A 14,890-nucleotide genomic window follows, 5' to 3' on the forward strand; every position below is an offset into this window, starting at 1 on the left:
AAACAAAATAAAAATCTTTGGTGAAGAAACTCGGTGAAATATTTGAAGTTGAGACTATATGGTATCATAATGGAGAAAAGAAATGAGAAGGAGAAGAGTCCTCGAATCACATTGTATATTTTGGACTTTAGGAATGAAAATATCAATCGTAATAATTAATAAATAATGAAAAAGTATATTTTAATTGTTGTTCTAAGTATTTTAACCATTGCAGGGGCAATGGCTCAGGATATAAAAAAAGATGTAGAATATGGTCAGTATAATGGTCTGCCTCGTCAGGATCAAGCCATGCAAAAATGGCGTGAAAATCGTTTTGGACAGTTCATCCATTGGGGATTATATGCGATTCCCGGAGGAATATGGGAAGGAAAAACTTATCCGTATGCCTCAGAGTTCTTGAGAGGTTCAGCGAAAATAGCAACGTCAACATGGGATTCTTTAATTTACCAGTTTGATATTCCTAAATACAATCCCAAAGAGTGGGCTGCAATAGCTAAGAATATGGGGGTAAAGTATGTAACCATTACTACTAAGCACCACGAGGGATTTTGTTTATGGCCCAGCGAGTATACTGATTTTGACATCGAGAATACGCCATATAAGAAGGATTTATTACGTGAGTTTGTTGATGCTTATACCGCAGTTGGAATAGATGTAAATTTTTATTACTCGGTGTTAGACTGGCATCATCCGGATTGGCGTTACGATATTAAAAGTGATGAAGATAGAGCCGCATTTGAACGGTTAAAACAGTTTACTAAAAACCAGTTAGTTGAACTCGTTACCCGCTATCCAGAAGTGAAAGGCTTGTGGTTCGATGGAACATGGGATAATTCTTGGAAAAAGAGTGGGCAGTTTTCGTATGAGTTGGAAAAATTGTTGAAAAACAAACGTCCAGGTTTGATTGTAAACAGTCGAATGAGAGCTGATGAACACGGCAGTCGACATTTTGACAGTAATGGGATTTTAATGGGAGATTATGAATCTGGGTATGAACGTCGCTTGCCCAATCCGACAGACAAGGAAGTCTTAACCCGTGACTGGGAGTGCTGCATGACCATTCCTGAAAACCAGTGGGGATATCATAAAGACTGGAGTATCAGTCATGTTAAGTCACCATTGGAATTGATCGAGATGTTGGTGCAGTGTACCTCTCAAAACGGGAATTTTTTGCTCAACTTTGGACCTATGGGTAATGGTGATATTCGGCCAGAAGAACGTGAAGTTGCCAAAGAGATTGGAGAATGGATGAAGGTAAATAGCGAAGCTATATATGGTTGTGGCCCTGCTGACCTTGAAAAACAAGACTGGGGCTATTATACCTATAATGAAAAAAATGGAAAAGTTTACATGACAGTGTTTAATAACCCCGTATTAGGAAAATACAAAATAAGACTACCCAAAAGCCATACACTGAAGAAAGCTTCGTTAATTACGAAGCAGGTAGAGTCACTTGAAATAAAGCAAATAAGCCCTACTGATTACTTTATTATTCCTGATAAGATAAATAACAAGAAGCCTTTTGTAATTATTCTGGAAATTGTGGACAGGGCATCAGGTAAGTTTCATCAGAAAGCACTAACTTAATTCTGAGCTTTTTTATTAAAAGCTCTCTTCCTAATCTTTTTCGCCTTCTTCCAGCTGTGTGAGGTGTTCTTCCAGGGGTGGGAGGGGGCTTTCCAAGACATTTTGTCAATTCTTCCAGCTAAAAAGCCAATCTTTCCAGCCAGGTGGGGTATCATTCCTGAAAAAAACGGAATCATTCCTCATCTTTTGACTGTTCGGATTGGCTTTTGTTGCTTTCTTCCAGTATTTTAGACTATTTCAAAATAGAATTGTAAACTAGTGTTATTCGCCTAGTGCCGGTTCTTCATCGGCTGTTGTTGAACGTCGGTTTTTTCGGTAATGGCTAATGTACCCTTTATAACGCTGGGGATTTCGCCAAAATAGATATTTCCCGGCATCACGGATTTCATCAACCAATTCTTTCAAATAAGTATAGGCTTTGTCTCGCAATAATTTCGATTGATTTTGATCGGCTTTATCGCCGTTAGCCAAGCCCAATAGGTTCCCCATTTCGTCGGCTTTAGTTGCTGCAAGGTCTAATTTCGAGAGGTCGAAGCCAATTGCTTCCAGTGGAGTTTGGTTTTCACGGCCAAGCACAGCCAAGTCGTTTAAATCCTGGATCATATCAGCATGTCCATCACCTTCAGCAATAGCCGAAATACGCCCCAAAATTACCAGATCTTTACGATAAGCATAGCGGAAAGTATGGAGCAGTTCATTGCGAAGATCATAGGCTTGCGGAGAGAGTCGTGACCAATCACGTTGGGCTTCTTGTTGTGAATAACGGTCTTTAAACCAGATGGATTGAGTTTCTCGACAGGCACCTGTTCTGACCGGGAGATCCTCTATTTGCTCCGAAGTAATTCCGATTGTTGCCAGTTGCTCCTGGTCGTCACGGCTCCAGTGGTAGAGGTTTTCGGCTTCCTGTAAGTAAACATCAACAGGAATTGTTGGGACTTGAGTTTCTTCATCTGGAATGGCCTGAATGGCTTCCAGTTTTTGGTTGTAATCATCAACATTTGCCATAGTTTGTTATATTTGAATGGTTAATAATGGAGCCCTATTGGGCTTTATTGAACTTGACCGGTAAGCTTGTGCAGAGCTTGCCGGTTTTTTTGTTTAAAGAAGAAGTTTCCTTATTGAAAAAATAAGTATTATTTGTTTCGTAATTCCTATGTTAGTTAACTTTTTTTATTTGTTCGTCTTGTAAGTTGTTCTTTTATAGATAAAAATAGGTCTTTAAAACAAAATATTCAACTTGGTTCTATATTTTGAAAAACATAAAAAATAATGTGGGTTGGAATAAATAGAGTTCATAGAATTTCTGTTTAAGTAAAAAAAGAGTAACTCAGATTATAGAGTCAAATCAAAAACAAGGAGCCCCTTAAAAACGATACTTGAAAGATAATCTGCTAAAGTCAGATTAAGGACTTCACGAGAACTATGGGAATGAATTAAAAAGCGCTTAAGCATTGACAACAAACTGGTCATGATACTTCGTTTTGTGTCTTCGCTAAAATAAACCTACTTTTAACGCCCTAAATTGCTTGTACGATGGAGATGAAAGAACATACTCAAGAGCTATTTCTATTTGCAGAAATGAGCCAAGGCAAGGAGTATGCCTTTGATTTCTTTTTCAATTATTACTATCCAGGGCTTTGTGTATATGCACAAAATATGTTTTCACTGCCCGAAGAAGAAGCTAAAAATGTTGTTCAGGATGTCTTTCTAAAGTTCTGGAACGATCGAAAGAAAATTAGCATAAACTCTTCGGTGCGGTCCTATTTGTTTGTCGCCGTAAAAAACAAGAGTCTGGATTATTTGAAGAAGAATAAATCTCAAGGGAAAAATATTGAATTGGAAGGAAAAGAGCTCCCCGAAGAGTCTATTGATGCGTACATCTATTCGGAACTGCAAACGCTTTTTGATGAAAGTTTAGGAAAATTGCCAGCCCGATGTCGTGAAGTTTTTGAGTTAAGCCGTTTCGAAGGGCTTAAAAACCGGGAGATTGCGCAGCGACTGGATATTTCTGAGAAAACGGTTGAAAATCAAATGACAAAAGCTTTGCGGATATTGAAGGTTGAGTTAAAAGATTATCTGCCATTATTCCTTTTGTTCGAAGCTTTTCATTTTTTTAAATAGTCTTTGCAATAAATGAATTTACTTGCAGACTACTAACGATCGTCGTTCATTGACTTTGTATTCGTTTGATGATTAGGTGTTTTTACTTCATCGAGATGCTTAAGTAAACCGGTCTAAATATAGGTATAACAAATATCTGATATTCTGACATCTAAAAATCAGACGATCGATTATAAATAAAAAAGAACAATTTTTCTTGTTTGGGCGTAGGGGGAAATCGAAGAGTTGTCGTCATTACAGATAAAAGCACGATTCGTTGAAAGAGAAAAACAAGATATACCGTTTAATGGAGTTGGAGTACTCTGGAAGCCAGAGTAAGGAGCAGCAAGAAGAACTGGATTGTTGGCGCAAAGAATCTACAGAGCACGAAACAGAATACCAGGAAGTACGCAAAGTCTACAGCTATTCGCAGCGCTTGCAGGCAATGAAAAAGATTGACACATCCAAAGATTTAGCCTTGCTAAAGTCGCGAATGGGGAAAACGAGCGCTATCCGAAAGCTTTATAGCGGATTTCAGCGTGTAGCCGCAGTCTTGGTAGTCCCGCTTTTACTAGCGAGCATCTGGATCTTCATGGGACAGCCGAAATTTAATCAAGAAATTATAAAATCAACAGAGACGGCCTTTGGTGTACGTTCTCAAATTCAGCTGAGTGATGGCACCAAAGTTTGGCTTAATTCAGGAAGTCAGTTATTCTATCCTGAAGAATTTTCCGGCAAAAAACGGGAAGTAAGACTGGTAGGCGAAGCTTACTTTCAAGTTCAGTCCGATAAGAGTCATCCCTTTTATGTAGAAGTTGGAAATTATGCTGTTAAAGCAACGGGGACCAGTTTTAACATCAGTAATTATCCGGATGATCGTGAGATGACAACTTTTCTTGAGTCTGGAAAAGTGGATTTGATTGCCATAGAGGGGGGAAAAGAAATGAGTTATGGAAAGTTAAGCCAAGGGCAAAAAATAGTGGCAGATAAATCGGGTAATAAGGTAACTTTTTATACTGAAGCAAACAGTAAAAAACACTTGGGATGGATTGACGGAAAACTTCTATTCCATAAAGATAGTATTGGAGATGTTGCCCGTAGATTGGGACATTGGTTTAATGCTGAGATTATTATCGATGATGAGAGCTTAAACAAGTATTTCTTTACAGCGACATTTACCAATGAGTCGCTGGAAGAAGCACTCCGCTTGCTTAAATTTAGTTCACCAATCGAATATCAAATAATCAATAATAAACAGCTTGACGATTCGTCGTTTGCCAAGCGAAAAGTAATTATAAGAAAGGGAAGAAAATAAACAAATAACGAAAAAAGGGAAAGCTGGACACTTTCCCTTTTGGAAAAATCCTGGTAGCACAGGATTAATCAATTTAATAATCTAATAGGTACAAATTTATGAAAAAAAATCATTCCCATTATGGGGGAGGAGCGACCTTGGTTTCTCCTCAAAAAATTTTCCTAAAAATGAAAGTCACACTATTTGTTGTCTTGTTTTCAGCTATTCAGGTGCTTGCCACAGGAGCTTACTCGCAAACCAAAGGCTTCACTTTAGCGAAAGAAAATACGACACTTGAAAACGTACTGAAAGCGATTGAAGATCAGTCGAACTATTATTTTCTGTATAATGGAAGTTTGATTGATGTTTCGCAAAAGATCAACGTTAAACTGGAAAATCAAAGTCTGGAAGCAACGCTGCAAGCCTTGTTTAAAGATGCTGATGTAACTTACAAAATCTATAACAGGCAAATTGTTTTGTCTCCTGCAAAGACAGCCGCTGATGTTCAGCAAAGTATGGAAGTGAAGGGGAACGTTAGCGATGCATCAGGAGCGCCACTACCTGGCGTTACTGTTATCATTAAAGGAACGACAACCGGAACAATCACTGATTTCGATGGAAATTACGTCCTGTCAAATGTAGCTGAAGGAAGTACTTTACTCTTCTCATTTGTTGGAATGAAACCACAAGAAGTAATTGTTGGTAACACTTCGACAATTGATGTAACGCTTGCTGAAGAGTCTATTGGAATTGAGGAAGTTGTTGCCATTGGTTATGGTACACAGAAAAAAGTCAACTTAACCGGTTCGGTGAGTACAATCGATTTCGCAAACGAAATTGAATCACGTCCTGTTACGACAACTTCCAGTGGACTTCAGGGAGCCATTCCAAACTTGCAAATTACCCCAGAAAGTGGAAAACCTGGTCATTCAGCTTCCATTAATGTTCGTGGTACAACTTCAATAAACGGAGGAGGTCCTTTGGTTTTGGTTGATGGAGTTGAAATGAGCATGGACTTGGTAAATCCCAACGACATTGCCAATGTATCCGTTTTAAAGGATGCGGCAGCTTCTTCAATTTACGGTGTTCGTGCTGCTTATGGAGTCGTATTAATTACCACAAAAAGTGCAGGTAAAGAAGGAGAAACAACGGTTTCTTATTCAGGGAATGTGGCTTTTTCGAAACCAACGGTTTTACCAGACATGGTAGGAACAAGCTATGAGCATGCGGAGTTTATCAATAAGGCCTTGCTGAATGCTAACATCGGTGTCATGTTCGAAGATGATCATATTGAAGGGATGAAGGCTTGGGCACAAGACCCAACAAACAATCCTGAGTCCGAAATTATCCAAGGAACCTATCGCTTTTATGGTCATACCAACTGGGTTGATTTAATGATGAAGAATTCGGCACTTTCACATCGACACAACATCAATGTTTCGGGCGGAGGTGAGAAAACTCGTTTTTATTCTTCAATTGGGTTTGTTGAACAGCAAGGAATCATTCGTTATGCAGAAGATAAATATCAACGTTTAAATACACGGTTGAGTGTTGAGAACCAAACAAACGATTGGATGAAGCTTGGATTTAAATTGTTATATAATTATGTAGGAGAGGATGAACCTCATAAGTATAAAGACGATGTTTTCCGTCAAATGGTATTCTCTTCTCCTGTTCGTATAGCAACACCTTTCCTCGGCGATCCTAATTTCCCTGAGTATGATCCATTCATCGGTAAATATTTTGATGATCAAAATCCAATTTCCTTGTTGAAAGAGGGAGGACGTGATATGAGTAATACGCATGATATTTGGGCAAGCGTTAGTGCTGACTTGGATATTATGGAAGACTGGACTGCTCGGATTGATTTTACCTATAACCGGAAAATGGACCGTTTTTCAGAGCATCGCAAACGGATTGACATGATCACAACAAGTTTCGTTGAAACAGAAGGAAATACGAACAACAACTCTTACAAGCAAATCAGTCGGGATAAAAGCTATTCTTCGTTTAATGCATGGACTCAATATGAAAAAACATTAGGAGAAAAGCATTATGTGAAGGGAATGGTTGGATTCAATCAAGAGTTAACACAATATAGCTCTTTTTCTGCTTTGCGTCGGGAATTGCTATCTCAAAACTTGCCTTCTTTAAGCCTGGGAGTAGGCGATCAGCAGGTTGCCGAGTCTGGTTATGAGTGGGCTTTACGCGGAGGTTTCTTCCGTGCAAACTACATCTTCGATGATCGTTACTTAGTCGAGGTTAACGGACGTTACGATGGAACTTCTCGGTTCCCCAAAGATAATCGTTTTGTTTTTCTTCCTTCATTTTCACTGGCTTGGAGACTTTCCGAGGAAGCTTTTATGGAATCGACCAGAGGTTGGCTGGATAACCTGAAAGTCAGAGGATCGTATGGTTTGCTAGGAAACCAACTGTTAACAGCTAAAACATGGAGTGGCAATACCAAGTACTACCCTTATATCCCATTTATGGCATCAGGTTTTGCAGGTAATTATTTGTTCGGAACAGAGCAAGACTTGTTAATTAATCCTGCTGGTTTGGTATCCAATTCATTAACTTGGGAAAAAGCTTCTACTGTTAACTTTGGTTTCGATGTTACTATGCTTAATCAGCGTTTAGATGCCTCTTTTGACTGGTACCGAAGAACCACTTCTGATATGTTGGTTAAGGTAGAATACCCTGAACTACTAGGAACAAGTGCTCCTCCTGCCAATAAGGCTGAACTTCAGACAACTGGCTGGGAACTATCTGTAAGCTGGAAAGATCGTATTGGTAAGGATTTCTCATACGGACTAGGTGTAATTTTGTCTGACTCACAGGCTGAAATTACCAAGTACGATAATCCAACCAACAGTTTAGGCGATCATTATGTTGGGAAAAAGATTGGTGAAGTTTGGGGATATGAGACAGAAGGTTTTTTTGCTGTAGGAGAAGATATTGCTAGTCATGCCGACCAATCAAAGTTAGGAGCTAACTGGAAAGCCGGTGATATCAAATATGTTGATAGAAATGACGATGGCTTTGTGAATAATGGTAAAAATACGCTTGAGGATCATGGCGACTTAAAAGTTGTTGGGAATACAACTCCTCGCTATCAGTATGGTATTACAGCCGATGTTACCTACAAAAATCTTTACATGAACCTCTTCTTGCAAGGAGTTGGGAAACGTGATTTCTGGCCAAGTTCTGAAGAGTTTTGGCCTGTTGCTACACAATACTACAATACGCAAACTTGGTTTTTGACAGACACTTGGACTGAAGATAATCCAAATACCTATTTCCCTCGTCCAATTGCTCGGGAAACAAAAAACAGACAAAAGCAATCCAAATACATGCAAGATGCTTCTTACATCCGCTTAAAGAGTATTTCTGTGGGGTATAACATTCCTCGAAATTGGCTTGACGTAATTCGCGTCGCTAAAGCTTCAGTATTTGTAAGTGGCGAAAATCTTTGGGAACACTCTAACATTAAAGGACCTTATGACCCTGAAGCAGCAAAAGGTAACGGAGCGATGCTTTATCCTTTTCAACGAACTTACTCTGTTGGTGTTAACGTAACATTTTAAATTACTCAAGCAATTCAAATAAGATGAAGAAAATAATAAAAAATATAGGATTAGTATTGAGTGGCTTAGCAGTATTGAGCTCTTGCAACGATTCTTTTTTAGATCGCACGCCAACTCATGACCTGAATGACAATAGCTTTTGGACGACAGCAAATGACTTGAAGACGTATAATAACGGGATTTACAACGAAGCCGGCAATAACAACGACTACATGTTTTTGCTGGGATTTACCAACGGAGCTTGGTCCAGTAATACCCACAGTGTTTTTGCTTTTGAAGCACAATCTGATAACATGGCTTCAATGTCATCGCGACATCAATGGGCAACAAAAATTGCAGCTGGGCAAGAAGTTGTTCCCAATGATGCAGGTCGTGGTGGTTGGAAATGGAGTGTATTAAGAAGAATCAATGTTTTCTTTCAGAATTATCAGAAGGTAAATGCTGATGAAACAATCATCAATGAATATGCTGGAGAAGCTTATTTCTTTAGAGCTTGGTTTTATCTGGATAAAGTTCAGATGTATGGAGATGTACCCTACTTGACAGAACCTCTAAACACTGATTCTCCTGAGCTGTACGGTGAGCGGATGCCTCGGAAGATGGTAATGGATTCTGTGTTGAGAGATATCAATAAAGCTTGCGAATACTTGCCTTTGGATTGGGATAGTGATAGTCCTAGTCGTATTACCAAAGGAGCTGCTTTGGCCTTGAAATCACGTATCTGTTTATACGAAGGAACCTTCCGTAAATATCATAATTTAGGTGATCATGAGAAATTCCTAAATGAAGCTATAAAAGCTTCTGAAGACTTAATGGCACTAAACAAGTACGCAATACACAACACCGGAAATCCAGCGACGGATTATACGACTTTGTTTACCAGCGAAGACTTAGCATCAAACGATGAAGTTATCCTCTATCGTAAGTATCAAACAGGAGTCTTAGGGCATCGTTTGTGCGGATATATTATGGCTAATGTTGTTGGTGTTACCAAAGACTTAGTGGATGATTATTTGTGTCTTGAGGCAGATGGAACAGCTCTTCCTACTGGATTAAGCGCTGTATATAACGACAACAGCATTGAGGATGTATTAACTAATCGCGATCCGCGTTTAACACAAACAGTTTTAGATCCTCGTCAGGCGCATGACATCTTCTTTAACAAGGATCAATATGAATACCCAATTCTTGATGGAATGAAAGGGAATAAGTCAACAACTGGTTATCATGCGATTAAGTATTACATTGCCGAGCAAGATAAAAAAGGCTATGGCAAAGAAGACCATGATGCTCCATTGTTCCGATATGCAGAAGTTTTATTAAACCTTGCTGAGGCTAAAGCTGAGTTAGGAACAATTACTCAAGCTGATTTGGATCGGACGATTAATGTTATTCGCGAACGGGCGGCTATGCCTGCTTTAACACTGAATCCTCCAATGGATCCAAAGTATGCTGATGAAGGCATCTCTTCGTTGCTTGTTGAAATTCGTCGTGAGAGACGTGTTGAGCTTTCTTTCGAACAACTACGTTACACCGATTTAATGCGCTGGAAATGGGGAAAACGATTGGCCTTGCCAGTTCTTGGAATGCGTTTCGAAGAGTCAGATCGCAACGATCCTCATTTTGCAGATATTAGTGATCGGGTAAAAACAGTCAATGTTGATGGAAAAAACTACATTGATGTGTTTGCAGGAACCGACTTTGAGAACCGTGTTTTTGATGAAAACAAACACTATTATCACCCAATTCCTGTAAATGTTATTTCAAAGAATCCAGCAATTGAACAAAACTCTAATTGGGAATAGCTGTTCGCAGGGGTTTGGTGCAATCGATTCAAATAACTTAAGCAATAGTTAGGTGTTGCTTTTTCAGAAACTGCAAGGTTTGATATTCAAAAGCCTTGCAGTTTTTTTGTCATTTTGGGAGTTCATATTCGTTCTTCGTTTAATTTTCCAAGCCCGTAAGTGCTGTTTCTTGCTACAAAAGAAGTATATAAGTCATTTTAAAATGGCTGAGGAATTTGTCGAATTTGGTTTGAAATTGGAGGATTAAGACCTTGGTAAATAAATTTTGACCAAAATCTATTTGATTAAAAATTTAATACTCAAAAAAAAGATTAATACTTTTAGCAGTTAAACACCGCCTGGTGTGAAGTATTTAACAGGTTTTAGCAATAAACCTCTAATCAATAAAACTAAATTATAAACTAAATGAAGCAAAAAGTATTTTTAGTAGCAGTCCTGCTATCTGTAACATTCTTGAGCAATGCGCAAGGATTAAACACATTAACAAAAGAAGAAAAGAAGGCAGGCTGGGAGTTACTCTTTAACGGAAAAAACCTTGACGGGTGGAAAATTTTTCAAGGAGGTGACGTTAAAGGATGGAAAGTCATTGATGGTATTTTAAATAACTCAGGAGTAGGAAGTGACCATGGTGGCGACATTATTTCCAAAAAGCAGTTTAAAGACTTTGAATTATACTTGGAATGGAAAATTGCTCCGAAAAGCAACAGCGGTGTTTTTATTCGTGTGCAGGAAGGCGACACCAAAAAGATTTATGAAACAGGGCCAGAATACCAGTTACTTGACGATAAGGGATGGCCAACCAAATTGGACGATAGCCAATACTCCGGAGCCAACTATGCGATGCATACGCCTCAAGGGGCTGAAGTTAATCCCATTGATGAGTGGAACACAACGCGCATCGTTGTAAAAGGAAGCCAGGTACAGCATTTTTTGAATGGTAAGAAAGTGGTTGAATATGAGTTATGGACTGATGAGTGGAAAACTTTAAAAAGCGAGTGCAAATGGAAGGATAAACCGCTTTATGGAATGGCAAAAAAAGGCCATATTGGTTTACAAGACCATGGTGGACTAACACAGTTCAGAAACATCAAAATCAGAAAACTATAAATTAAACCACATGAAAAGAAGAGATTTTCTAAAAGGAGCGGCCGCATTCGGCTCAATTACCCTATTGCCTTCATCGGTTTGGGCACTGGCCAAAAATGGTAAACTAAGAACTGCCCACATTGGTGTTGGCGGAATGGGGAATTCCGATTTGGGTTCTATTGCTTCGCATTCGCAGGTTGAAGTTACGGCCCTTTGCGATGTTGACTCTGTTCGGTTGGCTGCTGCCAAAAAATTGCATCCCAATGCCAAAACATTCAGCGACTATCGGGTGCTATTTGACAAGATGAGAGATGCTATTGATGCGGTTATTGTGTCAACACCGGACCACACACACGCACCGGCATCGATGCTGGCCATGCAGATGGGTAAGCCTGTTTATTGTCAGAAACCTTTGACACACCATGTTTCAGAGGCTCGGGCGATGCGTAAATATGCCGAAGACAATAAGCTGATCACTCAAATGGGGATTCAATGCCATTCCAGTGACATGTATTTAAAAGCGGCTCTTTTAATTAAATCCGGAATTATTGGAAAGGTAAATACCGTACGAGCCTGGTCTCCTAAAAACTGGGGATACGACGGACCTGCTCCAACAGGAAGCGATCCAGTTCCATCCACATTGGACTGGAACTTGTGGTTAGGCACTTCGCCTGAACGCCCGTATAAAGACAAAATTTACCATCCGGGGAATTGGCGTAAGTTATTGGATTATGGCTGTGGAACCTTAGGCGATATGGGAGTTCATATTTTTGATACGCCTTATACCGCACTGGAGTTGGATGTACCAAGAACCATTAAAACCAAATGTCGTAAGCCAACCGGATTTGGGCATCCCGAGCACAATGTGGTTGAATACGAATTTCCGGGAACGAAATACACCACTGAAAGTTTAAAGTGGGTGTGGTATGATGGTCCTGGAGCGCCTAAGAAACACAAAGATCTGGAGCTGCCCAACAATGAAAAGCTCCCGGAACAGGGGGCCATGTTTATCGGTGAAAAAGGAAACTTGCTCTTGCCTCACTGGGATTACCCGAAATTGATTGTCAATGGAAAATACGAACCCATCGACTTCCCGGACATCCCTAAAGCCGACCACTATCACCAGTTTGTTGATGCGTGCTTAGGAAAAGATGAGTGCAGTGCTCCGTTTACTTATGCTGCACGGTTAACAGAGTCTATTTTGTTGGGAGTTATTGCCAACCGTTTCCCTAATCAGATTTTGCATTGGGATATTGCATCGGCAAAATTTGTTGAACCCGAGGCTAATCAATTGTTAGACTTCAAATACAGGAAGTTTTAGATTTATAAGCCATTTATAATGAGTACTACTAGAGGGTGTCAAAAAAATAGAAGCCTCAAGTAGTACTCATTTTTTTTACCTTTTTCGTATTGGATAATTTTAGTAATCACCTTTCTATAAGTTGAATTCAACGCTACATGGAGGCATATTATTAATCTGCCCAGATATTGAACTTTTATTAGCTTGAACAACTCAGATAATTCTGTAATTTTGAATTTTTCCTCCTGAATCTGCTTTTATCATTCAAGTAAGCAGGAGTTCATGAGGATGTTTCGGTGCAAAAAGAGTGTGTTTGAAGATTCAGTATTGGCCAGTTTCTATACAGTTGTCAAAGTGGAAATCATTCGAATAGCTAAAAATCTATTATAAACATATAACGTCATACAAAATGAAAAGAGAGCTTGCTTTTGTTGGCCTTGCGCTATTGCTTGGCAGTTGCTCAAAAACGGAGAAGAAACCAAATGTCCTTTTTATTATCAGCGATGACCTGACGGCAACAGCTGCTTCGTCCTATGAAAATAAAGCATGCCAGACCCCAAATATTGATCAGCTGGCATCTGAAGGAGTACGCTTTACCAAGGCTTATTCACAATATCCTGTCTGCGGTCCGTCAAGGGCTTCCATGATGTTTGGCTATTACCCGAGTGCAACAGGGACCTATGGTTACGTTAGCGGAAGGGAGAATGTTGGACCGGACCGGAAAAGCTGGGCTCAGTTATTTCGCGATAACGGTTATTACACGGCAAGGGTGAGTAAAATCTATCATATGGGAGTGCCTATTGACATTGAAAAGGGGAGTGACGGAGAAGATGATCCAGCTTCATGGACTGAAAAATTCAATAGCAAAGGGCCAGAATGGAAAGCGCCAGGTGAAGGTGAGCTTGTCCAAGGAAATCCAGATGGAACGCTTCCCATCAAAGGAGGGAATGTGATGACCATTGTTAAAGCTGATGGTGATGACTTGGTGCATTCTGATGGACGAACTGCAGAGAAAGCTTGCCAATTAATACGAGAGCACAAGAATGATCCCTTTTTCCTGGCCGTTGGATTTGTAAGGCCTCATGTGCCTTTTGTTGCTCCGGCAAACTATTTTGATCCTTACCCACATGAAGAGGTCAATTTGCCCCGTAAAGTTGAAGGAGACTGGGACGATATTCCAAAGCGAGGCATCAATTATGTTACCAGCGTGAATGGACAGATGAACGAAACACAGGAGAAGAAAGCTGTTGCTGCTTATTATGCTTCCGTGTCGTACATGGACGCCCAGGTAGGAAAAGTCTTAAAAACGCTGGAAGAAGAAGGACTCGAGGATAACACAATTGTGGTATTTACGTCTGATCATGGTTTCCATTTAGGAGAACACAGCTTTTGGATGAAAGTGAGTTTGCACGAGGAGTCAGTTCGTGTTCCTATGATCATTAAAGTGCCAGGAAAAAAACCAGCAGTTTGTCACTCCTTTGCTGAATTGGTTGATTTATATCCAACCATTGCAGAATTAGCTGGCTTGGAATACTCCGAGCATTTGCAAGGAAAAAGCTTGGCCAAAACACTCGACAATCCGGAGCATGCGGTTCGGGATATGGCCTTTTCGGTGACTCAAGGAGGAAAATCATTTCTTCTTAGAACCGATAAATGGGCATACATTCAATACGATGAAGATGCCGGATCGGGCATTGAGTTGTTCGATATGGAAAAGGACCCGCAACAATTCACCAACTTAGCTGAAAATCCAGCTTACGCAACGGTTGTTGACGACTTCAAAGAAAAGCTAAAACATAAACTTCAGGAGGTTAGAACAAACGATTTGAATTTATAAAACTCGTTTTATTCCAGACTAATCTCTGCCTGCTTGATTGCTCCCTGATTCTTAAATTATTTGAATCAGGGAGCAATTGTGTTTAAAGCCCCATCATCCACCCCAATTTTAGCCAAATAACATTCTAAGAAAGTTCCTTGAGTAGATTCATTTATTATGTTGACATCGAATGTCTTGAAAAGTGCTATTGAACGATTCTGGTTAAAAAATACAGTGATTGTGCAATCGATTTCACTTCTTTTAATTATCTTCGAACAGTCAAGAAAAAGTAAATAATTGATTTTGATTTTATGG

The 14,890-nt window shown here is 39.7% G+C and carries 9 protein-coding genes; 8 read left to right on the forward strand and 1 reads right to left on the reverse strand.

Features of this window, described 5'->3' with window-relative positions:
• The first annotated feature begins 165 nt into the window (after window positions 1-165).
• The gene (locus BM156_RS08880; protein ID WP_093919503.1) at window positions 166-1,587 is read left to right on the forward strand and encodes an alpha-L-fucosidase; all 1,422 of its coding nucleotides are present in this window, start codon (window positions 166-168) and stop codon (window positions 1,585-1,587) included.
• Window positions 1,588-1,848: 261 nt separating this feature from the next.
• Here BM156_RS08880 and BM156_RS08890 read toward each other — a convergent pair whose 3' ends face one another.
• Window positions 1,849-2,592, reverse strand: coding sequence for a hypothetical protein (locus BM156_RS08890; RefSeq protein WP_093919505.1), 744 nt, complete (start codon window positions 2,590-2,592; stop codon window positions 1,849-1,851).
• Window positions 2,593-3,120: 528 nt separating this feature from the next.
• On the opposite strand from BM156_RS08890, the gene BM156_RS08895 reads away from it, so the two are divergent.
• From BM156_RS08895 to BM156_RS08930, 7 genes are all read left to right on the forward strand, one after another.
• Window positions 3,121-3,708 carry an RNA polymerase sigma-70 factor gene (locus BM156_RS08895; RefSeq protein WP_093919506.1) on the forward strand — a complete coding sequence of 196 codons (588 nt, stop codon included), beginning with the start codon at window positions 3,121-3,123 and terminating at the stop codon, window positions 3,706-3,708.
• A gap of 256 nt (window positions 3,709-3,964) precedes the next feature.
• Window positions 3,965-5,002, forward strand: coding sequence for a FecR family protein (locus tag BM156_RS08900; protein ID WP_139218245.1), 1,038 nt, complete (start codon window positions 3,965-3,967; stop codon window positions 5,000-5,002).
• A gap of 98 nt (window positions 5,003-5,100) precedes the next feature.
• Window positions 5,101-8,568, forward strand: coding sequence for a TonB-dependent receptor (locus BM156_RS08905; RefSeq protein WP_139218246.1), 3,468 nt, complete (start codon window positions 5,101-5,103; stop codon window positions 8,566-8,568).
• A gap of 23 nt (window positions 8,569-8,591) precedes the next feature.
• Complete coding sequence (locus tag BM156_RS08910; RefSeq protein WP_093919508.1) at window positions 8,592-10,373, forward strand: RagB/SusD family nutrient uptake outer membrane protein; 1,782 nt, start codon at window positions 8,592-8,594, stop codon at window positions 10,371-10,373.
• A gap of 405 nt (window positions 10,374-10,778) precedes the next feature.
• Window positions 10,779-11,480, forward strand: a complete 702-nt coding sequence (locus tag BM156_RS08920) for a 3-keto-disaccharide hydrolase (protein WP_093919510.1) — start codon at window positions 10,779-10,781, stop codon at window positions 11,478-11,480.
• 10 nt (window positions 11,481-11,490) lie between these two features.
• Window positions 11,491-12,780 carry a Gfo/Idh/MocA family protein gene (locus BM156_RS08925; protein ID WP_093919511.1) on the forward strand — a complete coding sequence of 430 codons (1,290 nt, stop codon included), beginning with the start codon at window positions 11,491-11,493 and terminating at the stop codon, window positions 12,778-12,780.
• Between the two features lie 388 nt (window positions 12,781-13,168).
• Window positions 13,169-14,596: a sulfatase gene (locus BM156_RS08930; protein WP_093919512.1), complete on the forward strand. Its 1,428-nt coding sequence runs from the start codon at window positions 13,169-13,171 to the stop codon at window positions 14,594-14,596.
• Window positions 14,597-14,890: the final 294 nt, after the last annotated feature.

This window comes from Sunxiuqinia elliptica, from assembly GCF_900113005.1.
GTDB lineage: Bacteria > Bacteroidota > Bacteroidia > Bacteroidales > Prolixibacteraceae > Sunxiuqinia > Sunxiuqinia elliptica.